The 24,223-nt window shown below is 61.7% G+C and carries 20 protein-coding genes and 1 tRNA gene; 14 read left to right on the forward strand and 7 right to left on the reverse strand.

Annotated features, from left to right (window positions below; genetic code table 11):
* From EYW45_RS00500 to rpoC, 10 genes are all read left to right on the forward strand, one after another.
* A partial coding sequence (locus EYW45_RS00500) for an EF-Tu C-terminal domain-related protein (RefSeq protein ID WP_202444523.1) occupies window positions 1-202 on the forward strand: 202 nt, incomplete at its 5' end.
* A 158-nt stretch (window positions 203-360) separates the two neighbouring features.
* Window positions 361-436, forward strand: a tRNA-Trp gene (locus tag EYW45_RS00505).
* 52 nt (window positions 437-488) lie between these two features.
* On the forward strand, window positions 489-869 hold the full coding sequence (secE, locus tag EYW45_RS00510; RefSeq protein WP_161133421.1) for a preprotein translocase subunit SecE: 381 nt from the start codon (window positions 489-491) through the stop codon (window positions 867-869).
* A 9-nt stretch (window positions 870-878) separates the two neighbouring features.
* Complete coding sequence (gene nusG / locus EYW45_RS00515) at window positions 879-1,412, forward strand: transcription termination/antitermination protein NusG (protein ID WP_161133422.1); 534 nt, start codon at window positions 879-881, stop codon at window positions 1,410-1,412.
* Between the two features lie 61 nt (window positions 1,413-1,473).
* Complete coding sequence (gene rplK, locus EYW45_RS00520; RefSeq protein WP_161133423.1) at window positions 1,474-1,905, forward strand: 50S ribosomal protein L11; 432 nt, start codon at window positions 1,474-1,476, stop codon at window positions 1,903-1,905.
* A gap of 2 nt (window positions 1,906-1,907) precedes the next feature.
* Window positions 1,908-2,603, forward strand: a complete 696-nt coding sequence (gene rplA / locus EYW45_RS00525) for a 50S ribosomal protein L1 (protein ID WP_161133424.1) — start codon at window positions 1,908-1,910, stop codon at window positions 2,601-2,603.
* A gap of 299 nt (window positions 2,604-2,902) precedes the next feature.
* Window positions 2,903-3,427: a 50S ribosomal protein L10 gene (gene rplJ / locus EYW45_RS00530; protein ID WP_161133425.1), complete on the forward strand. Its 525-nt coding sequence runs from the start codon at window positions 2,903-2,905 to the stop codon at window positions 3,425-3,427.
* Window positions 3,428-3,510: 83 nt separating this feature from the next.
* Window positions 3,511-3,885, forward strand: coding sequence for a 50S ribosomal protein L7/L12 (rplL, locus tag EYW45_RS00535; RefSeq protein ID WP_161133426.1), 375 nt, complete (start codon window positions 3,511-3,513; stop codon window positions 3,883-3,885).
* A 164-nt stretch (window positions 3,886-4,049) separates the two neighbouring features.
* On the forward strand, window positions 4,050-8,162 hold the full coding sequence (gene rpoB, locus EYW45_RS00540; RefSeq protein WP_161133427.1) for a DNA-directed RNA polymerase subunit beta: 4,113 nt from the start codon (window positions 4,050-4,052) through the stop codon (window positions 8,160-8,162).
* Window positions 8,162-12,424 (forward strand): DNA-directed RNA polymerase subunit beta', encoded by a 4,263-nt coding sequence (gene rpoC / locus EYW45_RS00545; RefSeq protein ID WP_161133428.1) that lies wholly within the window; start codon window positions 8,162-8,164, stop codon window positions 12,422-12,424. The genes rpoB and rpoC overlap by 1 nt, the downstream gene beginning before the upstream one ends.
* A gap of 194 nt (window positions 12,425-12,618) precedes the next feature.
* On the opposite strand, the gene EYW45_RS00550 is transcribed toward rpoC, so the two are convergent.
* The 7 genes from EYW45_RS00550 to EYW45_RS00580 are packed head-to-tail and all read right to left on the reverse strand — an operon-like array spanning window position 12,619 to window position 19,724.
* Entirely contained in the window at window positions 12,619-13,692 is a 1,074-nt protein-coding gene (locus tag EYW45_RS00550) for an ABC transporter substrate-binding protein (RefSeq protein WP_161133429.1), read from the reverse strand.
* On the reverse strand, window positions 13,689-14,858 hold the full coding sequence (locus EYW45_RS00555) for an NAD(P)/FAD-dependent oxidoreductase (RefSeq protein ID WP_161133430.1): 1,170 nt from the start codon (window positions 14,856-14,858) through the stop codon (window positions 13,689-13,691). Before EYW45_RS00555 ends, EYW45_RS00550 begins: the two co-directional genes overlap by 4 nt.
* Window positions 14,855-16,531, reverse strand: coding sequence for an FAD/NAD(P)-dependent oxidoreductase (locus EYW45_RS24395; RefSeq protein ID WP_161133431.1), 1,677 nt, complete (start codon window positions 16,529-16,531; stop codon window positions 14,855-14,857). Before EYW45_RS24395 ends, EYW45_RS00555 begins: the two co-directional genes overlap by 4 nt.
* A gap of 5 nt (window positions 16,532-16,536) precedes the next feature.
* Complete coding sequence (locus EYW45_RS00565) at window positions 16,537-16,938, reverse strand: (2Fe-2S)-binding protein (protein WP_161133432.1); 402 nt, start codon at window positions 16,936-16,938, stop codon at window positions 16,537-16,539.
* 15 nt (window positions 16,939-16,953) lie between these two features.
* The gene (locus tag EYW45_RS00570) at window positions 16,954-17,748 is read right to left on the reverse strand and encodes an ABC transporter permease (RefSeq protein ID WP_161133433.1); all 795 of its coding nucleotides are present in this window, start codon (window positions 17,746-17,748) and stop codon (window positions 16,954-16,956) included.
* Window positions 17,749-17,775: 27 nt separating this feature from the next.
* Entirely contained in the window at window positions 17,776-18,636 is an 861-nt protein-coding gene (locus EYW45_RS00575) for an ABC transporter permease (RefSeq protein ID WP_161133434.1), read from the reverse strand.
* A 14-nt stretch (window positions 18,637-18,650) separates the two neighbouring features.
* Window positions 18,651-19,724, reverse strand: a complete 1,074-nt coding sequence (locus EYW45_RS00580) for an ABC transporter ATP-binding protein (protein ID WP_161133435.1) — start codon at window positions 19,722-19,724, stop codon at window positions 18,651-18,653.
* 162 nt (window positions 19,725-19,886) lie between these two features.
* Here EYW45_RS00580 and EYW45_RS00585 point away from each other — a divergent pair, with 162 nt between their 5' ends.
* The 4 genes from EYW45_RS00585 to tssC all read left to right on the forward strand — a co-directional run bounded on the left by EYW45_RS00585 (window position 19,887) and on the right by tssC (window position 24,191).
* The gene (locus EYW45_RS00585; RefSeq protein ID WP_202444524.1) at window positions 19,887-20,762 is read left to right on the forward strand and encodes an IclR family transcriptional regulator; all 876 of its coding nucleotides are present in this window, start codon (window positions 19,887-19,889) and stop codon (window positions 20,760-20,762) included.
* A gap of 232 nt (window positions 20,763-20,994) precedes the next feature.
* Window positions 20,995-22,071, forward strand: a complete 1,077-nt coding sequence (gene tssA / locus EYW45_RS00590; RefSeq protein WP_161133437.1) for a type VI secretion system protein TssA — start codon at window positions 20,995-20,997, stop codon at window positions 22,069-22,071.
* A gap of 38 nt (window positions 22,072-22,109) precedes the next feature.
* Window positions 22,110-22,661, forward strand: a complete 552-nt coding sequence (gene tssB, locus EYW45_RS00595) for a type VI secretion system contractile sheath small subunit (protein WP_161133438.1) — start codon at window positions 22,110-22,112, stop codon at window positions 22,659-22,661.
* A gap of 33 nt (window positions 22,662-22,694) precedes the next feature.
* A complete protein-coding gene (tssC, locus tag EYW45_RS00600; RefSeq protein WP_161133439.1) occupies window positions 22,695-24,191 on the forward strand; it encodes a type VI secretion system contractile sheath large subunit in 1,497 nt (498 codons plus the stop codon).
* The last annotated feature ends 32 nt before the right edge of the window (window positions 24,192-24,223 follow it).

A 24,223-nucleotide genomic window follows, 5' to 3' on the forward strand; every position in this document is an offset into this window, starting at 1 on the left:
TCCCCAGTTCTACTTCCGCACGACGGACGTGACGGGCACGATCGAACTGCCGAAGGACAAGGAAATGGTTCTGCCGGGCGACAACGTGTCGATCACGGTCAAGCTGTTGGCGCCGATCGCCATGGAAGACGGTCTGCGCTTCGCCATTCGTGAAGGCGGTCGTACCGTCGGCGCCGGCGTCGTGGCGACCATCATCGCCTAAGTAAAAAGGAAGAACGCAGGCGTTCGTCAAGACGTCTGCTGCATTTCTTTTGAAAAAGTAGTATCATGGATGGTTCCGCGAGGGCCATCCAATTTTTGTCAACAGATGCCTGGATGTCGCGGGTCTGTTTTAGAACGATTGAAGTTCATTGAAGTTTTAGGGGCATAGCTCAATTGGCAGAGCGTCGGTCTCCAAAACCGAAGGTTGTAGGTTCGATTCCTACTGCCCCTGCCACCCGCCGGAGAACATCGCGAGCTACGCATTCACGGCGGGCACGTGTCGCAATATGTCGAATACCAGTGTTGAAACCGTAACCAGTACCGCCGATAAGCTCAAGCTTGCGTTGGCCGTACTTGTCATTATCGCGGGTATCGTCGCTTTCTCGATGCTTTCGGCGCAGCCCATGGCGGCTCGCGTAGGCGTCTTCATCGGCAGCCTGATCGTTGCGGCGCTGCTGGCATGGATCAGTGAGCCGGGCCGTCGCACCCTGAGCTTCGGTCAAGAATCGTATAACGAAGTCAAACGCGTGTCGTGGCCGACGCGCAAAGAAACGACCCAGATGACGGGGATCGTTTTCGCATTCGTCGCCGTCATGGGATTGTTCATGTGGGTGCTCGACAAGGGCATCGAATGGGTGATCTACGGCGTATTGCTGGGTTGGAAATAAGGACGGCTGATGAGTAAACGTTGGTATGTCGTCCATGTGTATTCCGGCATGGAAAAAAGTGTGCATAAGGCGTTGGTCGAGCGTATCGATCGTGCCGGACTGCAAACCTCGTTCGGCCAGATCCTGGTCCCGTCCGAGGAAGTCGTCGAAGTGAAGGGTGGTCAGAAGTCGATTACCGAACGTCGGATTTTCCCGGGCTACGTCCTGGTTGAAATGGATCTGACGGACGAGACCTGGCACCTGGTCAAGAATACGAATCGGGTGACCGGCTTCCTGGGTACGAGCAACAACCGTCCCACGCCGATCTCCGCGAAGGAAGTCGAGAAGATCCTCAACCAGATGGAAGAGGGTGTCGAGAAGCCCCGCCCGAAGATTCTCTTCGAAGTTGGCGAGATGGTTCGGGTCAAGGAAGGTCCGTTTGCCGATTTCAATGGCAACGTCGAAGAAGTGAATTACGAAAAGAGCAAGGTGCGCGTGTCGGTGACCATTTTCGGTCGCGCCACGCCCGTCGAGCTCGATTTCAGCCAGGTCGAAAAGACCTGATTTCAACCCCGGGGAGCCGCCGCTTGCGAGCGTCGGCGTTTGTACCCGTTAGGAGCTAAGCATGGCGAAGAAAATCGTCGGCTTTATCAAGCTGCAAGTACCGGCTGGTAAGGCTAACCCCTCCCCCCCGATTGGCCCCGCACTGGGTCAGCGCGGTCTGAACATCATGGAATTCTGCAAGGCGTTCAACGCCAAGACGCAGGGCATGGAGCCCGGTCTGCCGATTCCCGTGGTGATCACGGCTTTCGCCGACAAGAGCTTCACCTTCATCATGAAGACGCCGCCGGCGACTATCCTGATCAAGAAAGCTGCCGGTATTACCAAGGGTTCGGCTACGCCGCACACTGCCAAGGTCGGCACGCTGACGCGCGCCCAGGCTGAAGAAATCGCCAAGACCAAGGAACCGGATCTGACGGCTGCCGATCTGGAAGCCGCCGTTCGCACGATCGCCGGTAGCGCCCGCAGCATGGGCATCACGGTTGAGGGGATCTAATCATGGCTAAATTGACCAAGCGTTCCGCCGCTCTGCGTGAAAAAATCGACCGCACCAAGCTGTACCCGGTGAGCGATGCCTTGACCCTGATCAAGGAAACGGCCACGGCCAAGTTTGACGAGTCGATCGACGTTGCCGTGCAACTCGGTATCGACCCCAAGAAATCGGACCAACTGGTTCGCGGTTCGGTGGTTCTGCCCGCCGGTACCGGCAAGACCGTCCGCGTTGCCGTGTTCGCCCAAGGCGACAAGGCTGAGGCGGCTCGCGCCGCCGGCGCCGACATCGTCGGTCTGGAAGATCTGGCTGAGCAAATCAAGGCCGGCAAGATGGACTTCGACATCGTCATCGCCTCGCCCGACACGATGCGTGTCGTCGGCGCCCTCGGTCAAGTGTTGGGCCCCCGTGGCCTGATGCCGAACCCGAAGGTCGGCACCGTGACGCCCGACGTCGCACAAGCTGTGAAGAACGCCAAGGCCGGTCAGGTTCAGTACCGTACCGACAAGGCAGGCATCATCCACGCAACGATCGGCCGTGCGTCGTTCGGCGTGGAACAGCTGCAATCGAACTTGACGGCTCTGGTCGACGCGCTGCAAAAAGCGCGTCCCGCCGCAGCCAAGGGCGTTTACCTGCGCAAGCTCGCCGTTTCGTCCACGATGGGCGGCGGTGCGCGCGTTGAAATCGCCTCGTTGACCGCCTGAGCCTGATGGCTCGGTGCCGTTGACGGCATAACGTACTTTGGGCCGTACCCATGATTTTATGGGTGCTGCTGTCAAAGACCGCTGGAGCAGCACCGTTTAGTCGTTGGAACATCCGCAGGACTTCATGTCGGGCGGCCAACACGGACGGGGCCACTTAATACCGGAAGTTGACGCTTTCGAATCCAGCGTAGACGGCGCCCAGGAAGAATTCTTTACCCTAAGAACTCGACCAGGTCGCCGCATTCGGTTGATGCAAAAGGGGATTTCCCCCAAGCATCTTTTGATGGAGTGTTCAAACCGTGAGTCTCAATCGTCAAGAGAAAGCGGTGGTGATCGAGGAAGTGTCGAAGCAGGTTTCGACAGCACAATCGATCGTTATCGCCGAGTACCGTGGTCTGGACGTCGCCTCTGTCACCGTACTGCGCAAAACTGCGCGTGAACAGGGTGTGTATCTGCGGGTTCTGAAGAACTCGCTGGCACGCCGCGCTGTTGCCGGCACGGCTTTCGAGCCGTTGTCGGAACAACTGACCGGTCCGCTGATCTATGGTATCAGCACCGACCCGGTCAATGCGGCCAAGGTTCTCGCAACTTTCGCAAAAACCAACGACAAGCTGGTCATCAAGGGCGGTTCGCTGCCCAACAGCTTGCTGACCGCTGATGGTGTCAAGGCCCTGGCCACGATGCCCTCGCGCGAAGAGTTGTTGTCGAAGTTGCTGGGCACCATGCAAGCCCCGATCGCGCAATTCGTGCGTACGCTCAACGAAGTTCCGACCAAGTTCGTCCGCGGCCTCGCAGCCGTGCGCGACCAAAAGGCCGAGGCTTAAGGCCTTCGTCTCGTCGGAGCCGGTTGAACGACCGAGCGACACCCAACCCTGGTTTTATCCCAAATATTTTGGAGTTCTTTTAAATGGCACTGAACAAAGCTGAAATCCTCGACGCCGTTGCTGGCATGACCGTTCTCGAATTGTCCGAACTGATCAAGGACATGGAAGAGAAGTTTGGCGTGTCGGCTGCTGCCGCCGCCGTGGCTGTTGCCGCACCCGCCGGCGCTGCCGCCGTTGCTGAAGAGCAAACCGAATTCAACGTCATGCTGCTCGAAGCTGGCGCGAACAAGGTCAGCGTCATCAAGGCCGTGCGCGAACTGACGGGCCTCGGCCTGAAGGAAGCCAAGGATCTGGTTGACGGCGCTCCTAAGGCTGTCAAGGAAGCTGTGGCCAAGGCTGACGCCGAAGCCGCCAAGAAGAAGCTGGAAGAAGCCGGCGCCAAGGTCGAAGTTAAGTAAGACCTGGTGTCGACGCCCGGGGACAGCGCTGTTAGCCGTCCCCGGGCTTTTGCGTTTCCAGGAAACCCCTCTGACGGTGTCAACTTTCACCCCCAGAGATGTTTCCTGGAGTCGTACCCCAGGGCCGTGGTTGACGGCCTATGTAACCTCGAGTCGGAGTGCTCATGCCTTACTCGTACACCGAAAAAAAGCGCATCCGGAAAAGCTTTGCCAAGCGTGAGGACGTTCAGGACGTCCCCTTTCTTCTGGCAACTCAGCTTCAGTCATATCTCACCTTCCTGCAAGCCGATACCGCGCCTTCCCAACGCGAAAGCGATGGTCTACAGGCCGCTTTTTCGTCCATTTTCCCCATTTCCAGCCATAACGGTATGGCGCGCTTGGAATTCGTCAGCTACGTGCTCGGCGAACCGGTGTTCGACGTCAAGGAATGTCAACAGCGCGGCCTGACCTACGCGTCGCCTTTGCGCGCCAAGGTTCGCCTGGTGCTGCTTGACCGCGAAGTCAGCAAGCCCACCGTCAAGGAAGTCAAAGAGCAGGAAGTGTACATGGGCGAAATTCCGCTCATGACCAGCACGGGCTCTTTTGTCATCAATGGCACCGAGCGTGTGATCGTGTCCCAGCTGCACCGTTCGCCCGGCGTGTTCTTCGAACACGATCGCGGCAAGACGCACAGCTCGGGCAAGCTCTTGTTCTCGGCCCGCGTGATCCCTTACCGCGGTTCGTGGCTCGACTTCGAATTCGATCCGAAGGACGTCCTGTTCTTCCGTGTCGATCGTCGTCGCAAGATGCCCGTATCGATCCTGCTCAAGGCCATCGGCATGTCCGCCGAAGCCATCCTGGCGCACTTCTTCGAATTCGATAACTTCGAACTCAAAGACGAAGGCGCGATGATGGAATTCGTGTCCGAGCGTTGGAAGGGCGAAATGGCCCGTTTCGACATCTCGGATCGCGAAGGCAAGGTCCTGGTCGAGAAAGACAAGCGCATCAATGCCAAGCATTTGCGTGACGTGACCAATGCCGGTATCGAACGCATTTCGGTGCCGGAAGATTTCCTGATCGCCCGCATCCTGGCGAAGAATGTCGTCGACCCCGAAACGGGCGAAGTCATTGCCAACGCCAACGACGAAATCACCGAAGGCGTGCTGGCATCGCTGCGCACCGCCGGTGTACGTGAACTGCAAACGCTGTACACGAACGATCTGGATCGCGGTCCGTACATCTCTCAAACCTTGCGTACCGACGACACCGCCGACCAGCTGTCGGCGCGCGTGGCCATCTATCGCATGATGCGTCCCGGCGAACCCCCGACCGAAGAAGCGGTCGAGGCGTTGTTCAATCGTCTGTTCTACAGCGAAGAAACGTACGACCTGTCGCGCGTTGGCCGTATGAAGGTCAACAGCCGTCTGAACCGTGAGGAAACGACGGCCGGCGCCATGACGCTGACCAACGACGACATCGTCCAGACCATCCAGATTCTGGTTGAACTGCGTAACGGTCGCGGTCAGATCGACGACATCGATCACTTGGGTAATCGTCGCGTGCGCTGTGTGGGCGAACTGGCCGAAAACCAGTTCCGCGCCGGTCTCGTGCGCGTCGAGCGCGCCGTCAAGGAACGTCTGGGCCAGGCCGAGACGGAAAACCTGATGCCGCACGACCTGATCAATTCCAAGCCGATCTCGGCAGCCATCAAGGAATTCTTCGGTTCGAGCCAATTGTCGCAGTTCATGGACCAAACCAACCCGTTGTCGGAAATCACGCACAAGCGTCGCGTTTCCGCTTTGGGACCGGGCGGTCTGACGCGCGAACGTGCGGGCTTCGAAGTGCGCGACGTGCACCCGACCCACTACGGCCGTGTGTGCCCGATCGAAACGCCTGAAGGTCCGAACATCGGCCTGATCAACTCGATGGCGTTGTATGCGCGCCTGAACGAGTACGGCTTCCTCGAAACGCCTTATCGCAAGGTGATCGACGGCCGCGTGTCGGATCAGATCGAATACCTGTCGGCCATCGAAGAAAGCCACTACGTGATCGCTCAGGCGAACGCGGAGCTGGACGACGAAAAGCGTTTCACCGATGACCTCGTGGCTTGCCGCGAAGCCGGCGAAACCATGTTGACGGCCAACGCCAACGTGCACTACATGGACGTGGCGCCGTCGCAGATCGTATCGGTCGCGGCCTCGCTGATTCCGTTCCTTGAGCACGATGACGCGAACCGCGCACTGATGGGCGCCAACATGCAGCGTCAGGCTGTGCCTTGCCTGCGTCCCGAGAAGCCCGTCGTCGGTACGGGTATCGAGCGCACGGTGGCGGTCGACTCCGGTACGACCGTGCAGGCCCTGCGTGGCGGCATCGTCGATCATGTCGACGCCGAGCGTGTCGTTATCCGCGTCAACGACGAAGAGAACGTCGCCGGCGAAGTGGGTGTCGACATCTACAACATGATCAAGTACACGCGTTCGAACCAGAACACCAACATCAACCAACGTCCTATCGTCGCGCGCGGCGATAAGGTCGCCAAGGGTGACGTGCTCGCCGACGGCGCATCGACGGATCTGGGTGAGTTGGCGCTGGGTCAGAACATGCTGATCGCGTTCATGCCCTGGAACGGCTACAACTTCGAGGATTCGATTCTGATCTCCGAGAAGGTTGTTGCCGACGACCGCTACACCTCGATCCACATCGAGGAACTGACGGTTGTCGCGCGCGACACGAAGCTCGGACCTGAGGAAATCACGCGCGACATCAGCAACCTGGCCGAAACGCAACTGAATCGTCTCGACGATTCGGGCATCGTCTACATCGGCGCCGAAGTCAGCGCCGACGACGTGCTGGTCGGCAAGGTCACGCCCAAGGGCGAGACCCAGCTGACGCCGGAAGAAAAGCTGTTGCGCGCCATTTTCGGCGAGAAGGCTTCGGACGTGAAAGATACGTCGCTGCGCGTGCCCTCGGGCATGACCGGCACGGTGATCGACGTGCAAGTCTTCACCCGTGAAGGCATCGTGCGCGACAAGCGCGCCCAGTCCATCATCGACGATGAACTGCGCCGTTATCGCCAGGATTTGAACGACCAGTTGCGCATCGTCGAAAACGATCAGTTCGATCGTATCGAAAAGATGCTGGTGAACAAGACCGTCAATGGCGGTCCGCGCAAGCTCGCCAAGGGTGCCACGGTCACCAAGCCTTATCTGGCCGACATGGACCGCTGGCAGTGGTTCGACATCCGTCTGGCCGACGAGCAGCACGCCGTGGTGCTCGAGCAGGCCAAGGAGTCGCTCGAACAGAAGCGTCACCAGTTCGATCTGGCGTTTGAAGAAAAGCGCAAGAAGCTCACGCAAGGCGACGAATTGCCGCCGGGCGTGTTGAAGATGATCAAGGTTTACCTTGCCGTCAAACGCCGCCTGCAACCGGGCGACAAGATGGCCGGTCGTCACGGCAACAAGGGTGTGGTTTCGCGTATCACCCCGGTGGAAGATATGCCGCACATGGCCGACGGTACCCCCGCCGACATCGTGCTGAATCCGCTGGGTGTGCCGTCGCGGATGAACGTCGGGCAGGTGCTCGAGGTTCACCTGGGCTGGGCTGCCAAGGGCGTGGGCCATCGTATCGGCGACATGTTGCGCGACGAGCGTACGGCGCAGGTCAAGAACGTGCGTGCTTACCTCGACAAGGTCTATAACTCGACCGGTTCGAGCGCGCGCATCGACGAACTGACCGACACCGAAGTCATCGAGATGGCGCACAACCTGAAGAAGGGTGTGCCGTTCGCGACCCCCGTCTTCGACGGTGCGACCGAAGCTGAAATCACGAAGATGCTGGAGCTGGCCTACCCGGACGAGATCGCCACGCGATTGAATCTGACGGAAAGCCGCACGCAGGCTTGGCTGGTGGACGGCCGTACGGGCGAGCAGTTCGAGCGCCCCGTCACGATCGGCTACATGCACTACCTGAAGCTGCATCACCTGGTTGACGACAAAATGCACGCCCGTTCGACCGGACCTTACTCGCTCGTCACCCAACAGCCGTTGGGCGGTAAAGCGCAGTTCGGCGGCCAGCGTTTCGGGGAAATGGAAGTGTGGGCGCTGGAAGCTTATGGCGCCGCTTACACCCTGCAGGAAATGCTGACGGTGAAGTCCGATGACATCAACGGCCGTACCAAGGTATACGAAAACATCGTCAAGGGTGACCACGTGATCGATGCCGGTATGCCGGAATCGTTCAATGTGTTGGTGAAGGAAATCCGCTCACTGGCCCTGGACATGGATTTGGAGCGTAACTAATGAAAGCGCTACTCGACCTCTTCAAGCAAGTCTCGCAGGACGAACAGTTCGATGCCATCAAGATCGGCATCGCGTCCCCCGAGAAGATCCGTTCGTGGTCTTACGGCGAAGTCCGTAAGCCCGAGACGATCAATTACCGTACGTTCAAGCCCGAGCGCGACGGCCTGTTCTGCGCCAAGATTTTCGGTCCCATCAAGGACTACGAATGCTTGTGCGGCAAGTACAAGCGCCTGAAGCACCGTGGCGTGATCTGCGAAAAGTGCGGCGTCGAAGTGACGGTCGCCAAGGTGCGTCGCGAGCGCATGGGCCACATCGAGTTGGCCAGCCCGGTCGCGCACATCTGGTTCCTGAAGAGCCTGCCGTCCCGTTTGGGCATGGTGCTCGACATGACGCTGCGCGACATCGAACGCGTGCTGTACTTCGAAGCATGGTGCGTGATCGAACCCGGCATGACCCCGCTCAAGCGCGGTCAGATCATGTCGGACGACGATTTCCTCGCCAAGACCGAAGAGTACGGTGACGACTTCCGTGCCCTGATGGGCGCCGAGGCCGTGCGCGAACTGCTGCGCACCATCGACATCGATCGCGAAGTGGAAACGCTGCGCGGCGAGTTGAAGGCCACCAGCTCGGAAGCGAAGATCAAGAAGATCTCCAAGCGTCTGAAGGTGTTGGAAGGCTTCCAGAAGTCCGGCATCAAGGCCGAGTGGATGGTCATGGAAGTGCTGCCCGTGTTGCCGCCGGACTTGCGTCCGCTGGTGCCGCTGGACGGCGGCCGCTTCGCGACCTCCGACTTGAACGACCTGTACCGCCGCGTCATCAACCGCAACAACCGCTTGAAGCGCCTGCTCGAACTGAAGGCGCCCGAGATCATTCTGCGCAACGAAAAGCGCATGCTGCAGGAAGCTGTCGACTCGCTGCTCGACAACGGCCGTCGCGGCAAGGCCATGACGGGCGCAAACAAGCGTCAGTTGAAGTCGCTGGCCGACATGATCAAGGGCAAGAGCGGTCGTTTCCGTCAGAACTTGCTGGGTAAGCGCGTCGACTACTCGGGCCGTTCGGTCATCGTGGTGGGCCCGCAGCTCAAGCTGCATCAGTGCGGCTTGCCCAAGCTGATGGCGCTCGAACTGTTCAAGCCGTTCATCTTCAACCGCCTCGAAATGATGGGTCTCGCGACCACGATCAAGGCGGCGAAGAAGCTCGTCGAAAGCCAGGAACCGGTGGTCTGGGACATTCTCGAAGAAGTCATTCGCGAACACCCGGTCATGCTGAACCGCGCGCCGACGCTGCACCGTCTGGGCATCCAGGCGTTCGAGCCGGTCCTGATCGAAGGCAAGGCCATCCAGCTGCACCCGCTCGTCTGCGCGGCGTTCAACGCCGACTTCGACGGTGACCAGATGGCTGTGCACGTGCCGCTGTCGCTCGAAGCGCAGCTGGAAGCCCGCACGCTGATGCTGGCCTCCAACAACATCCTGTTCCCGGCCAACGGCGAACCGTCGATCGTGCCGTCGCAGGATATCGTGCTGGGTCTGTACTACACGACGCGCGAACGCATCAACGGCAAGGGCGAAGGCTTGTTCTTCACCGACGTGGCCGAAGTGCAACGTGCGTACGACAACCGTGAAGTCGAGCTGCAAAGCCGGATCACGGTGCGTCTGACCGAGTATGAACGCGACGAACAAGGCGAATGGCAACCGGTGATCCGTCGTCACGAGACGACGATCGGCCGTGCGCTGCTCTCCGAAATCCTGCCGCGTGGCCTGCCCTTCACCGTGCTGAACCGCGCGCTGAAGAAGAAGGAAATCTCGCGTCTGATCAACCAGTCGTTCCGCCGTTGCGGTCTGCGCGACACGGTGATTTTTGCCGACAAGCTGATGCAATCGGGTTTCCGTCTCGCCACGCGCGGCGGTATCTCGATCGCCATGGGCGACATGTTGATCCCGGCCGCCAAGGAAGGCATTCTTGCCGCCGCCGGCGCCGAAGTGAAAGAAATCGACAAGCAGTACTCGTCGGGTCTCGTCACGTCCCAGGAACGCTACAACAACGTGGTGGACATCTGGGGCAAGGCCGGCGACAAGGTCGGCAAGGCGATGATGGAACAGCTCGCAACCGAACCCGTGACCAACCGTCACGGCGAGGAAGTGCGCCAGGAATCGTTCAACTCCATCTACATGATGGCCGACTCGGGCGCGCGCGGTTCGGCCGCCCAGATTCGCCAGCTCGCAGGTATGCGTGGCCTGATGGCCAAGCCTGACGGCTCGATCATCGAGACGCCGATCACCGCGAACTTCCGCGAAGGCCTGAACGTTCTGCAGTACTTCATTTCCACCCACGGTGCACGTAAGGGTCTGGCCGACACGGCATTGAAAACGGCGAACTCGGGTTACCTGACCCGCCGTCTCGTGGACGTGACGCAGGATCTGGTGATCATCGAAAACGACTGCGGCACGTCGCTCGGTTACTCGATGAAAGCCCTGGTCGAAGGCGGTGAAGTCATCGAACCGTTGCGCGACCGCATTCTGGGTCGTGTGGCGGCGTTGGACATCATCAACCCGGACACGCAGGAAACCGCCATCACGGCCGGCACCTTGCTGGACGAAGACCTGGTCGAGCAGATCGATCGCATCGGTGTCGACGAAGTGCGCGTGCGCACGCCGCTCACCTGCGAAACGCGTCGCGGTTTGTGCGCCCATTGCTATGGCCGCGATCTCGGTCGTGGTTCGATGGTCAACGTCGGCGAAGCGGTCGGTGTTATCGCCGCGCAGTCGATCGGTGAACCGGGTACGCAGCTCACGATGCGGACGTTCCACATCGGTGGCGCGGCCTCGCGTGCAGCCATGGCCAGCGCCGTGGAAACGAAGTCCAACGGTACCGTTGGTTTCGCGAGCACGATGCGTTATGTGACCAACGCCAAGGGCGAGCGCGTCGCGATTTCCCGTTCCGGTGAAATCGTCATCAGCGACGATAGCGGCCGCGAACGCGAACGTCACAAGATCCCGTACGGCGCGACTGTGCTGGTCGGCGACGGCGATGCCGTCAAGGCCGGCGCCCGTCTGGCCACGTGGGATCCGCTGACGCGTCCGATCGTCTCGGAGTACGCCGGTTCCGTCCGCTTCGAGAATATCGAAGAAGGCGCAACGGTGGCCAAGCAGGTCGACGATGTGACCGGTCTGTCCACGCTGGTCGTGATCACGCCCAAGACGCGCGGTGGCAAGGTTGCCGCACGTCCGCAGATCAAACTGGTGGGCGAGAACGGCGAAGACGTCAAGATCGCCGGTACCGACCATGCCGTGAACATCACGTTCCCGGTGGGCGCACTGATCACGGTGCGTGACGGTATGAAGGTGTCGGTGGGTGAAGTGCTGGCGCGTATTCCGCAAGAATCGCAAAAGACGCGCGACATTACCGGCGGTCTGCCCCGCGTGGCCGAACTGTTCGAAGCCCGTTCGCCCAAGGATGCCGGCATGTTGGCCGACGTCACGGGTACGGTCTCGTTCGGTAAGGACACCAAGGGCAAACAGCGTTTGGTCATTACCGACCTCGACGGCCTGAGCCACGAGTTCCTGATTCCGAAGGAAAAGCAGGTACTGGTGCACGACGGCCAGGTGGTGAACAAGGGCGAAATGATCGTGGACGGCCCGGCCGATCCGCACGACATTCTGCGCTTGCAAGGCATCGAGAAGCTCGCGACATACATCGTGGACGAAGTCCAGGATGTGTACCGTCTGCAAGGCGTGAAGATCAACGACAAGCACATCGAAGTGATTGTTCGTCAGATGCTGCGCCGCGTGCACATCAGCGATGCGGGCGACAGCACGTTCATCACGGGTGAGCAGGTCGAGCGTTCAGAACTGTTGAACGAAAACGATCGCCTCGAAGCCGATGGCAAGATCCTGGCCGTGCACGACAACGTGCTGCTGGGTATTACCAAGGCCTCGCTGTCGACCGATTCGTTCATCTCCGCGGCGTCCTTCCAGGAAACCACGCGCGTGCTGACCGAAGCGGCCATCATGGGCAAGCGCGACGATCTGCGCGGTTTGAAGGAAAACGTCATCGTCGGTCGTCTGATTCCTGCCGGTACCGGTATGGCTTACCACCTCGCTCGCCGCGACAAGGAAGCCCTGGAAGCAGCCGAACGCGAAGCCGCTCGCCAGCTGGCCAATCCTTTCGAGGATGCGCCGGCCACGGTGGGCGCCGACGAACCGGCCGAGGACGACGTCGTGTCGCCCGCATCCGTGTTCCGCGACGACACCAGCCCCGAGTAATCGCGGTCATTGGGCGGCTCGCCGCCCAATGTTCGAGCGATGTGAAAAGGCCCCTTCGGGGGCCTTTTTCTTTTGGGTGTTCGGTAGGGAACGCCTATCTGCGGCGTGCGGCGAGTGCGTCGCGATCGACGCGGCCTGGGTGCGCGCGCAGGTATCGCGGCGACGAAAGTATCGTCACGGCGTTCCCACCATGCTTACTGCTCTACCGTGCGGTTCCAGCGCGTATTCAACGCCTGGCGCGTGCTGTTGATGACGTCCCAATCCAACACCTTGGCCGTCTTCATGTAGCCCTGAAACTGATCCAGATAGGGCTTCATGGTGTCGCTTGCCGTGACCTTGGTATTGGACGGGAAATGATTGCCGTATTCCAGCGCCTTGGCTTGCGCTTCCGGCGACAGCAGATAGTGCGCGAGCTTCTGCGACAGATCGGGCTCGGTGTTGTTGGCGATCACGCATTCCGCCACCATCAGGATGACGGAACCTTCCTTGGGCTGCGCATAGGCGACGGGGATGCCGCGCTTCTGCAGGCGGCCGATGGCCGTGGGCGTGAGCGGAAAGATCGCGGCTTCGTTGGTTTGCACCATCTCGGCCACCTTGGCCGAATTCGAGATGTACTCGAGCACGTTTTTGCCGATCGTATCCTGCCACTTCTTGAAGCCTGGATCGGTGTTCTTGTCGTCGCCGCCTTCGATGCGGTTGAACATCAGGAAACCATGCAGGCCGAACGTGCTGCTGGCAGCGGACTGGAACACGACCTTGCCCTTGTACTTGGGGTCGGCGAAGTCCATCCACGACGTGGGCGGCGCCCAGCCCTTTTCTTCGAACATCTTCGTGTTGTAGCCGATGCCGGTCATGCCCATGTCGATGCCCACGGCCATGTCGTCCTTCAAGCGCGACGTGGGATAGAGCTGATCGAGTACGGGCGAGGGCGCCATCTTCTGGCACAGGCCCATCGAGGCGGCGCGCACCATCACGCCGTCGTCGAGAAACATCACATGCATCTGCGGCTTCTCTTTGTACGCCTGCGCCTTGGCGAGGATGTCCGCCGAGGTGCCGGGAACCACCACGACTTTCACATCGTTGGCCTTTTCAAAATCCGGGAATACATGCTGTGTGAACGCGCGTTCCATGTCGCCACCGTTCATGCCGACGTAGAGCGTTTTCTGCTGCGCGAGGGCCGTGCCGCTGCATGCTGCAAGCAACGTCGCACCGGCCAACAACAGGCCTGCGTGACGCCGTGTGGCGTTGAAATGATGTTGACCGCTCATGTTGACTCCAGTGTGTGCCCGACGGGGAGTAAGGGCTCGACGGACGGCCGGGCAGGCGCCGTGAAGCGTGCGATGCCGAATGCATCGATGGGAATATCGGTGGTGCCGGTGGCGGCGAGCGAGGCGAGAACTTCGCCCACGGCCGGGCCGATCTGAAAGCCCGCGCCGGAAAAACCGAAGGCATGAAAGAGATTGGGCGTGGTCAGACTTGGACCCAGCACGGGATTGTGATCGGGCATATTGCCTTCGATACCGGACCAGAAGCGGATCACGCTGGCGTGTCGCAGACGCGGCAGCAGCGCGGCAGTGGCTGCCATCAACGCGTGCATGGCCGCGCTGCTGGGCCGCGCATACGTGCTCGTGTTATCGGCCACGCGGCCGCCACCGATGATGCAGTTGCCGCGATCGATCTGGCGGGCGTAGATGCCGCCGCCCTGAATGCCCAGGCTTGCGGTCATGAACACCGGCAACGGTTCGGTGACCATCATCAATGGGCGGATTACCGTTTCCGGTACGACTTCGCCAAACTGCGCAGCGAACTGCTTGCCCCAGGCACCCGCGCAGTTGAGCACGGTGCGAACGGTGACCTCGAGCGTATCGCCCACGCGCAACACGTAGCGGTCGCCATCCCGGGCCACTTGGGTAACGGCGGCGTGTTCGCGAATATCCGCGCCGAGCTCACGCGCACGTCGCGCGATGGCGGGGGTGACCAGACGCGGATTGGCGTGGCCATCCTGCGGGCAAAAGGAGCCGCCGATGACACCATCGGCCAGCCACGGAAAACGCGCGCGAAACGCCGCACCCGTGACGAGTTCGAGGTTCATGCCGAACCCGCGCGTCTGGTCGCGGTAAGCGGCAAGCGCGGCCATGTCGGCTTCGTTGCGCGCCAGCTTTAGATGACCCGAGCGCACGAACTCACCGTCGGTGCCGATAAGATTGGGCAGATCGTTCCACAGTTCGTGCGCGCGGCGTGTGAGCGGCATCTGGGCAAGCGCGCGCCCTTGGCGTCGCACACCGCCGTAATTCACGCCGCTCGCCCGCGACCCGCAGCGGTCGGCGTCGAGCAGCACCACTGGCACGCCGCGGCGCCGCAAAAAGAGCGCAGCGCTGGCCCCCACGATGCCGCCGCCGATGATGGCGACCTCGGTAGACAGCCGCGTGTTCATGGTGCGCTCCCATCAATGCGCACCGAGAGCGGTTTGACCGGCGGCTGCGCGCGGATGCGACCGATGCTGTCGATTGGAACGTACATGCTTGCCGCGACGACCTCTGCGGCGGCCGCACCGCACATCCGACCCTGGCAGCGGCCCATGCCCACGCGCGTCAGCGCCTTGAGCCGATTGAGTTCCGTCACGCCTTCGGCTGCTGCGGTGGCGCGCAGCGTACCCACGGTGATCTCTTCGCAGCGGCACAGCGTGACGCGGTCGTCGAGCGCGGCGGCCCAATCGTCCGGGAACGGGAAGGCGAGGGCGAGCGCGCGGCGCACGACCGCGGACTGCACGCGGGTGCGTTCGAGGGCCCGCACCCGTGCGGGATCGACGGCGACGCCAATGTCTGCGCAAAGGGCTAACGCAGCACGTTCGCCCGCGACTTCGGCGGCGTCGGCACCGGCAATGCCGGCACCGTCGCCGGCGAGGTAGACGCCCGGCACACTGCTGCGGCCGGCGGCATCGCGGCGCGGCAGCCACGCGCGATCTTGCGCATCGAAGTCGAAGGCGCAGCCGGCGAGGCTGGCGAGTTGCGTTTCGGAGCGCAGTGCCAGGCCGTAGCCCACGGCATCGCATTCGATGCGGTGCACGCGGCCATCGCGATGCCGCACATGAAGTGCGGTGACACGATCGGCAGCCACATGATCGGCAGCCACACGATCGGCAGCCACGCGATCGGCAGCCACACGATCGGCAGCCACGCGATCGGCAGCCACGCGATCGGCAGCCGCACGGCCGGCCGCGTGTGCGGTGGTTTCGGTGTCGATTATCGACGTGCCGCTTTCAGTGCCAGCATGAGCTCGGGCACCTGCTGCAACGCCGCCCTCGGTCGCGTCGTTAGCCCCGCTCTCGATTCGAACCGGGCGCACGTGCGTATGCAACGGCACGCCATGCGCACGCAGCCACGCCATGTAATACAGGCCCTGCGCCAGCAGACGCGGCGCGCGCAGCATGCCGGGCAGGGCACGCAGTCGATTGCTCAAGCCGGCCGTATCCAGGACGGCCACGACCTTGGCGCCTGCCTTGGCGTACTGATACGCCACGAGATACAGCAATGGCCCCGTACCGAGAAACGCCACGCGCGCGCCGATCGCACAGCCTTGATACTTGAGCGCCACCTGTGCGCCGCCCAACGTGTATACGCCGGGCGTGGTCCAGCCGTCGAAAGGCAGCACGCGATCGGTCGCGCCCGTGGCCAGGATCAGATGGCTGAACGGCACGGCGTCGGCCACGCCCGCGCGCACGACGTCGAGCATGCCGGATTCGCAATGCCAGGCGAGTGTGTCGGGCCGGTAGTCGATGTGCGGCAGGAGGTCCTGCATCGTGCGATGCAAGGCGTCGGCCTTGCCGGCTTCCGACCCGTAGCGCTCGCGCGATGTGCGCACGAATCCAGGCGGCGGCTGGCGATAGATCTGCCCGCCCGCACGAGGGGCTTCATCCAGCACCACTGGCCTCAAGCCGGCCGCGACCAGCGTTTGCGCGGCGCGTATGCCGGCCGGGCCTGCCCCGATGATGACGGGGGCGACGCCTGGGATGTTTGAAAGCAACGTCGGTGACGGTGCTTCAGACGCAGCCTGGCGCAAGTCATCCTGCGGTGCCAGCGGCGTGGCCGGTGACGAAACACTCGACATGACGCTCATGACCTACCGCCGTCGAGCAGGACGGGCTCAGCGCTGATTGCGTCGGTGGCATTCGCAACGGCATCAGGTCTCTCACCAGCACCGTGACTTGCCCCCGCACCCGTCTCTGCCGCATCGGTGATCGGCATGGTACGAATCCGCATGCCAGGTTCCACAAAAGTCGAACAGGCGCGCAGCCGTTCGCCAGCTTCGGTGTCGATCCAGCAGTCCTGGCACGCGCCCATGAGGCAGAAGCCGGCGCGGGCGCGATGTTCGAATTCGGACACACGCAAACGTTCGGTTTGCGTGAGGATGGCGGTGAGCAGGGTGTCGCCTTGCAGCGCGCGGCAGGCTTGGCCGTCGATCTCGAAATCGACGGTTGCACGCGCATGTTCGGCAAGGCGGATGAGCAACGGCATGATGCGTCCAGAAAATCAGTGTTGGCCGACCAGCACACGGTCGAGCCCATAAACGCGGTCGAGCAGCAGCATCGTGATGGCCGTCAACGCAATCACCAGCGCCGAGACGGCCGCCATCATCGGATCGATGGATTCGGTGGCGTACATGTACATGCGCACGGGCAGGGTGATCGTGGCAGGCGCCGTGATGAACACCGACATGGTGAGTTCGTCGAAGCTGTTGATGAACGCGAGCAGCCAGCCGCCCGAGATGCCCGGAATGATCAACGGCAGCGTGATCTGGAAGAACACGACCGCGCGGCTGGCGCCCAGCGATTGCGCGGCGTGTTCCACGCTTTCGTCGAGACCCGTGAGTGCGCCGATCACGAGCCGCATCACGTAGGGCGTAATGACCACCACGTGGCTGGCCACCAGCCACGTGAAGCTGCCGCTCGAGCCGATGAGCGCGAAGAAGCGCAGCAGCGCCACCCCCAGCACCAGATGCGGAATCATCAGGGGCGACAGGAACAGCGCGTTGAGTGCATCGCGACCGCGAAAGCGATAGCGCGTAAGCGCAATGCCGGCCGGTACGCCCAGGCACACGGCGATGGTGGCCGAGTAAAACGCGAGCCACAGACTGTTCTTGAACGACTGCATGAAATCGGCGTGCTCGAACACGGCATGGAACCACCGCAGCGAGAACTGCGTGGTGGGCACCGACAAGGTGGTTTCAGGGGTGAAGGCGACGAGGCAAACGATCACCAGGGGCGCCAACACAAAGGCGACGACGAAGGCGTTGAACGCCAGCGCGAAAGGTCCGTTCTTGAGCATGATGGGCAGATTCCGTGTGGGGGCGCGTCAGCCCAGGCTGCGCTTGTACGAACGTTCGACGATGCGGTTGTAGCCCAGCATGATGATCACGTTGGCGATCAAGAGCAGGATGGCGATGCTCGCACCGAGCGGCCAGTTCAACTCCGCCAGGAACTCGTCGTACACGATCGTGGCAACCATCTTCAGTCGTCTGCCGCCCAGGAGTGCCGGGATGGCGAACGAGCTCGCGCTCAAGCCGAACACGATCAGGCTGCCCGAGAGAATGCCGGGCATGGCCTGCGGCATCACCACGCGCGTCAGCGTCTGCAAACGCGACGCGTTGAGCGAGTACGCGGCATGCTCCACCGTGGGATCGAGCTTTTGCAGCGACGTCCACACCGGTATCACCATGAACGGCAGCATCACGTGCACCAGGCCGATGATGATGGCCGTGGGCGTATAGAGGAGCGGTCCCAGGCCGAGGGCATCGGCCGCACGACCCAGCACGCCGGCCGGTCCCAACAGCATGCTCCAGCCGAACGCGCGCACCACGAGCGACACCAGCAGCGGCGAGAGCACCACCAGCAGAAACACCGAGCGCCACGGCCGCTTCATGCGCGACAGAATGTAGGCTTCGGGTGCACCGATCACGATGCAGATCAAGGTGGTGAGCCCCGCGATCCAGAATGTGCGCCAAAAGATGTTGAGGAAATAGGGATCGGTAACGATCGACGCGTAATGCTCGAGCGTATAGCCGGGCTGCACACCGGTGGCGTAGTCGTAATTGCTGAACGACAGCACGAAGGTGAGGATCAACGGCGTCAGCACGAGCGTGAGGAAGACGATGGCCAGCGGCATCGATCCCAGAATCGCAGGCGTGCCGTTCTGGCGGGCGGTGGAGGTGCTCATCGTGGGTGCCCTCCTCAAGCCGAAGTCGCGTGGCTGACCGGCGGCAGCACGCGCACCACGTCCGGCGACCAGTCAAGGTCAACGGGCGATCCCGTATCGCTGGGGGCGGCGCCATCGTTGGGTACCACGACGATCATGCGACCGGCGGCGGTATCGATCTCATACATCCACTGGCTGCCGAGGAAAAAGCGCAACGCGACCGTACCGGGCAGCCGGCCGGTGCCGGCGGCGGCCAAGCGCAGTTTTTCAGGCCGCAGCGAGATCTGCACCCGATCGCCTGCCGCAAGGCCTGCGCTCGGCACGTCGAACGCCAGGCCTGTGGTCTGCACCGTCGCGCGGTCACCTGCGATCGCCCGCACATCGCCACCGAGCAGGTTTGTTTTGCCGACGAACCGCGAGATGAATTCGGTTTGCGGATGTTCGTACATGCGATAGGGCTGGTCGATCTGCGTGGCGCGGCCGTTCTGCATGACCACGACGCGATCGCTGATCGACAAGGCTTCGGCCTGATCGTGCGTCACCATGATGGTGGTGGTGCCCACATGGCGTTGAATGTTGCGCAGTTCGTACTGCATTTCCTCGCGCAACTGCGCGTCCAGATTGGACAGCGGCTCGTCCAGCAACAGCACGGGCGGCGAAATCACCAATGCGCGCGAGAGCGCAACCCGCTGGCGTTGACCGCCGGAAAGCTCACGCGGATAGCGCAGGGCATGCTGGTCGAGCTTCACCAGGGCCAAAGCCTCTTTCACGCGGCGGTCGCGTTCGCTGCGGCCCACGCGGCGCATCTTCAAGCCGAAGCCCACGTTGTCGGCCACCGTCATATGCGGGAAGAGCGCGTAGCTCTGGAACACGATGCCCAGGCCACGGGTATTGGGCTTGGCGCGGGTGATGTCGCGGCCATCCAGCTCCACCGTGCCGCGCGTCACATCGGCAAACCCCGCGATCATCTGCAGGGTCGTCGTCTTGCCGCAGCCGGAGGGGCCCAGCAGCGACACGAACTCGCCTTTGTCGACCGTCAGATCCAGGTCGGCGACCACACAGAGGTCGCCATAGTATTTGGACACGCCATTGAGTCGCAGGAACGCCATGATTTTCCGCCTTGGTATCGATTTTCTTGTGACTCAAGCATAAGAAGCACGCAAATTTGGCGTCAACGTGATTTTTCGCTAATCAGAATTTATTTATAACTAATTTCGGTAGTTGGAATTGTTTTAGAATTTGAGGCTATCGAATTCCAAATGGACGTAACCATGGCCAAAAAAACTCCGCTTTCGGACGACGCGGAAACCGGTTCGGGCGGCTTGCAGCGCGGCTTCGCCGTGATTCGCGCGCTGGCCACCGCCCAGGGGGAAGGGTTGCGGCTTACCGAGGTCGCTGCCGCCACCGGACTGGCCCAGGCCACGGTGCACCGGATTCTTCGGGCGTTGCTGGCCGAAGGCATGGTTGAGCAACCGGACGGCGGCAAGTCGTATCGCCTGGGCATCGATTTCTACGCCTTGGCCGCTCAGGCGGGCGGGCGTCATACCAGTCTGAAGGCGTTATGCCGACCGGCGCTGCTGCGCCTGTCGGGCATGCTCAACGACACGCTCTTTCTCCTGGTGCGCAGCGGCTTCGACGCGGTGTGCCTGGATCGCGTGGAAGGGCCGTTCCCGATCCGCTCGCACACGGGCGACATTGGCGGCCGCGTCCCGCTGGGCGTAGGCCAGGCAGGGTTGCTGATCCTGGCGCTGATGCCGGAGGCGGAGCGCGAAGAAGTCATCCGGTTCAATGTGCCGCGGCTTCTGAATCTGGGCTACTTCGACGAGGTGTTTCTGCGCACCGAGATCGATCGCACGCGCGCGGCCGGCTACGCGGCCACGTGCTCTCCGGGCATCATTCCCGGCATGGCCGGCGTATCGGTGCCGATCCTGGATGCGGACGGCATGCCGGTGGCGGCACTGAGCATCGGCACGCTGGCCGATCGCGTCAACGACGATCGACTGCCGCAGATCGTGCATATCCTGAAGAAGGAGGCCGCGGCCATCAGTGCGCGTCTCAATCCCTTCGATCCCGCGCTGCGGCGGCCCGCGCAGTTTCTGGGCGGCAATGCAGGGGGCGCTGTGCCGCCGGCGTTCGTGGCACTGTGACGCCCGCAGAGCGTCGCCAGACGGGTACTAGTACATCCCGTAAGCAATCGTGAAATTTCTGGTTTGAACGTGTGGAGACGTCACCCAAACGCAAGAAATCGTAAAAGTACAAATGAGTTGTTAGGCGTCCAACAATCGTAAAACCTCGTGCCTAGAATCTGCCCGTCTTAAACCGACCGACATTTTCGGCACATCCAGGCCACCTCATCCGGCCTGGGCGGGTCTTGCAATCATGGACGCTTCCGAACTTCTTTCGCCGCTGGATCACCACGCCCCGTGCGGCGTGGATCTTGAGTACGACCCCACGTTCCTTGCCTTGCAGCAAGCGGCAGTGGGCAAGAGCGAGCAGCAGTTCGGCAATACGATCATTCCGGCCGAGCCGCCCGATTGGCGCGAGGTCGAAAAGCTTTCGCTGGGGCTGATGCAGCGCACCTACGATATCCGGGTGATCGGATTTCTGGCGCAGGCGTGGACCGAGAGTCGTGGCCTTGCTGGTTACGCGGAAGGCTTGAACCTGGTGGCGGAGGCCCTTGCCCGCTATTGGGAAGAGGTGCATCCGCAAGTCGTGATCGACGGCGACGAAGATCCAATGCCGCGCGTGAATGCGCTCTCCGCCTTGGGCGATGTGCAAGGCGCCGGCCGCCGCGCCCGCTCGTCGCGCTTGCTCAATAGCGTGCATGGGCAACTCTCGCTGCGCGATGCCGAAGCCATCCTCGACGGTGGCCGAACCGACAGCGAGGCGTACCCTGGCGGACGTGCCCGCCTGCTCGAGAATCTCCGGCAAGGCTGGCTGGCACGCGATCCGGATCTGGTGGCGGTGAGCGACGCGTTGGCAGCCCTCAAACGCATCCAGTCCATCGTGGTCGATCGCGCCGGTGCGGCCTGGTCGCCCGATTTTCAATCCATCGAACGTACGCTGCAATGCGTGGCGCAGGGCCTGACCGATAGCGTCGACGATTCGGCTGCCGACGATACCGCGGCCATCCTGCTCGAGGCTGACACGCTGGCCTCGTCCGGTGCACAGACGCCGCACGCGGCCGCCGCCGGCAATACGCGTGCGGCTGCCAATGCGCGCAACTGGCTCGATGCAGAAATTCATACACGCGACGAGGCGGCAGCGATGCTCATCAAAGTCGCGAGCTATTTCGAAACGCACGAACCCAGCCACCCGGCCCCGTATTTGTTGCGCCGGGTTCAGCAACTGGTCTCACTCAATTTTCACGACATCGTCAAGAACCTGGCGCCGCAAGGCCTCGATCAATTCGAAGCCTGGTTGCCACGCGATGCCGACGGCCAGCCCATCCGCTGAATCCGGCCACTTAAAACATATCGACAGGAGAACCTTTTATGGCAACCGTTTCAAAGGGCAGCGGCCAGAAGTTCATCGCCCGTAATCGCGCACCGCGCGTGCAGATCGAATACGACGTCGAACTCTACGGCGCCGAACGCAAGGTTCAGTTGCCTTTCGTGATGGGCGTGATGGCCGATCTCGCCGGCAAGTCGGCCGATCAACTGCCCGAGATCGCCGAACGCAAGTTTCTCGACATCGACATCGACAACTTCGATGAGCGCATGAAGTCGATCAAGCCGCGCGTGGCGTTCCAGGTGCCCAACACTTTGACCGGTGAAGGCAATCTGAATGTGGACATCACGTTCGACAGCATCGACGACTTCTCGCCCGCCACGGTGGCGCGCAAAGTGGATGCGCTGAACTCGCTGCTGGATGCGCGCACGCAATTGTCCAATCTGCTGACCTACATGGACGGCAAGTCGGGCGCAGAAGAGTTGATCGGCAAAGTGCTTCAGAACCCTGCGCTGTTGAATTCGCTGGCGCTGGCACCCAATCCCGAAGCCGCCAAGCCCGCCGATGACGCGGCCAAGCCGGCTGGCGACGCATAACGCGTCCGGCGACCACGATTTCGGAGAACACACATGACCGCAGTGGCCAAACAGGGCGAACACGTCGCCCAGACCGCAGTAGGCGACGATCTATCCGCTTTGCTGCAGAAAGAATTCAAGCCCAAGACCGACCAGGCGCGCGAGGCCGTCGAGCACGCGGTGAAAACGCTTGCACACCAGGCCCTCGAAAACTCGGTGACGTTGTCGTCGGACGCTTACCGCACGATCCAGGCGATCATCGCCGAGATCGACCGCAAGCTTTCCGAGCAGATCAACCTGGTGATGCACAACGCCGAGTTTCAAAAGCTCGAAGGTGCGTGGCGCGGGCTGCACTACCTCGTGAACAACACCGAGACCGATGAGCTCTTGAAGATTCGCGTGATGTGCCTGTCCAAGAAGGAACTGGGCCGCACGCTCAAGCGCTACAAAGGTGTGGGCTGGGATCAAAGCCCGATCTTCAAGCGCGTGTACGAAGAAGAATACGGCCAGTTCGGGGGCGAGCCGATCGGCTGCCTGGTGGGCGACTATCACTTCGACCACAGCCCGCCGGATGTCGAGCTGCTGGGTGAAATCGCCAAGGTATCCGCCGCGGCGCACTGCCCGTTCATCTCGGGCGCAGCGCCCTCGGTGATGCAGATGGAATCGTGGCAGGAACTCGCCAATCCGCGCGACCTGACCAAGATTTTCACCAACACCGAATACGCTGCGTGGCGCAGCCTGCGTGAGTCGGAAGATTCGCGCTACATCGGCCTGGCCATGCCGCGTTTCCTGGCGCGGCTGCCTTACGGTGCGCGCACGAACCCGGTCGACGAATTCGATTTCGAAGAAGAGACCGACGGCGCCAATCACGACCGCTACACGTGGGCCAACTCGGCCTACGCCATGGCGGCCAACGTCAATCGCTCGTTCAAGATGTATGGCTGGTGCACGTCGATCCGTGGCGTGGAATCGGGTGGCGCGGTGGAGAATCTGCCTTGTCACACGTTCCCGACCGACGACGGTGGCGTGGATATGAAGTGCCCCACCGAGATCGCGATCAGCGACCGCCGCGAGGCCGAGTTGGCCAAGAATGGTTTCATGCCGCTGGTCCATCGCAAGAACTCGGACTTCGCCGCTTTCATCGGTGCGCAGTCGCTGCAGAAGCCGCATGACTATTACGACGCCGACGCATCGGCCAACGCCAAGCTGTCTGCGCGTCTGCCGTACCTGTTCGCCTGCTGCCGCTTTGCGCACTACCTGAAGTGCATCGTGCGCGACAAGATCGGCTCCTTCCGCGAGCGCGACGACATGGAGCGTTGGCTCAACGACTGGATCATGAATTACGTCGATGGCGATCCGGTCAATTCGTCGCAAGAGACCAAGGCGCGCAAACCGCTTGCGGCCGCAGAAGTGCAAGTTCAGGAGATCGAAGACAACCCGGGCTACTACTCGGCGAAGTTCTTCTTACGGCCGCACTATCAGCTCGAAGGGCTGACGGTGTCGCTGCGTCTGGTGTCCAAACTGCCGTCGTTGAAGCAAAACGAAGGTTAAGGGCACTTTCTTATCGCGGTGGGGCCCATGCC

This window comes from Schauerella aestuarii (assembly GCF_009866805.1).
GTDB classification, from domain to species: domain Bacteria; phylum Pseudomonadota; class Gammaproteobacteria; order Burkholderiales; family Burkholderiaceae_B; genus Schauerella; species Schauerella aestuarii.

What these genes read in the sequence shown, in the direction of transcription:
- EYW45_RS00565 (WP_161133432.1), bottom strand. Translation starts at nt 16,938, where the DNA reads ATGCCGTTGCTCATCCGCCTTGCCGAACATGCGCGTGCAACCGTCGAT.
- tssA (WP_161133437.1), top strand. Translation starts at nt 20,995, where the DNA reads ATGGACGCTTCCGAACTTCTTTCGCCGCTGGATCACCACGCCCCGTGC.
- rplL (WP_161133426.1), top strand. Translation starts at nt 3,511, where the DNA reads ATGGCACTGAACAAAGCTGAAATCCTCGACGCCGTTGCTGGCATGACC.
- EYW45_RS00555 (WP_161133430.1), bottom strand. Translation starts at nt 14,858, where the DNA reads ATGAACACGCGGCTGTCTACCGAGGTCGCCATCATCGGCGGCGGCATC.
- EYW45_RS00580 (WP_161133435.1), bottom strand. Translation starts at nt 19,724, where the DNA reads ATGGCGTTCCTGCGACTCAATGGCGTGTCCAAATACTATGGCGACCTC.
- EYW45_RS24395 (WP_161133431.1), bottom strand. Translation starts at nt 16,531, where the DNA reads ATGTCGAGTGTTTCGTCACCGGCCACGCCGCTGGCACCGCAGGATGAC.
- EYW45_RS00550 (WP_161133429.1), bottom strand. Translation starts at nt 13,692, where the DNA reads ATGAGCGGTCAACATCATTTCAACGCCACACGGCGTCACGCAGGCCTG.
- rpoC (WP_161133428.1), top strand. Translation starts at nt 8,162, where the DNA reads ATGAAAGCGCTACTCGACCTCTTCAAGCAAGTCTCGCAGGACGAACAG.
- EYW45_RS00570 (WP_161133433.1), bottom strand. Translation starts at nt 17,748, where the DNA reads ATGCTCAAGAACGGACCTTTCGCGCTGGCGTTCAACGCCTTCGTCGTC.
- tssC (WP_161133439.1), top strand. Translation starts at nt 22,695, where the DNA reads ATGACCGCAGTGGCCAAACAGGGCGAACACGTCGCCCAGACCGCAGTA.
- rplK (WP_161133423.1), top strand. Translation starts at nt 1,474, where the DNA reads ATGGCGAAGAAAATCGTCGGCTTTATCAAGCTGCAAGTACCGGCTGGT.
- tssB (WP_161133438.1), top strand. Translation starts at nt 22,110, where the DNA reads ATGGCAACCGTTTCAAAGGGCAGCGGCCAGAAGTTCATCGCCCGTAAT.
- EYW45_RS00585 (WP_202444524.1), top strand. Translation starts at nt 19,887, where the DNA reads ATGGCCAAAAAAACTCCGCTTTCGGACGACGCGGAAACCGGTTCGGGC.
- nusG (WP_161133422.1), top strand. Translation starts at nt 879, where the DNA reads ATGAGTAAACGTTGGTATGTCGTCCATGTGTATTCCGGCATGGAAAAA.
- rpoB (WP_161133427.1), top strand. Translation starts at nt 4,050, where the DNA reads ATGCCTTACTCGTACACCGAAAAAAAGCGCATCCGGAAAAGCTTTGCC.
- EYW45_RS00575 (WP_161133434.1), bottom strand. Translation starts at nt 18,636, where the DNA reads ATGAGCACCTCCACCGCCCGCCAGAACGGCACGCCTGCGATTCTGGGA.
- secE (WP_161133421.1), top strand. Translation starts at nt 489, where the DNA reads ATGTCGAATACCAGTGTTGAAACCGTAACCAGTACCGCCGATAAGCTC.
- rplA (WP_161133424.1), top strand. Translation starts at nt 1,908, where the DNA reads ATGGCTAAATTGACCAAGCGTTCCGCCGCTCTGCGTGAAAAAATCGAC.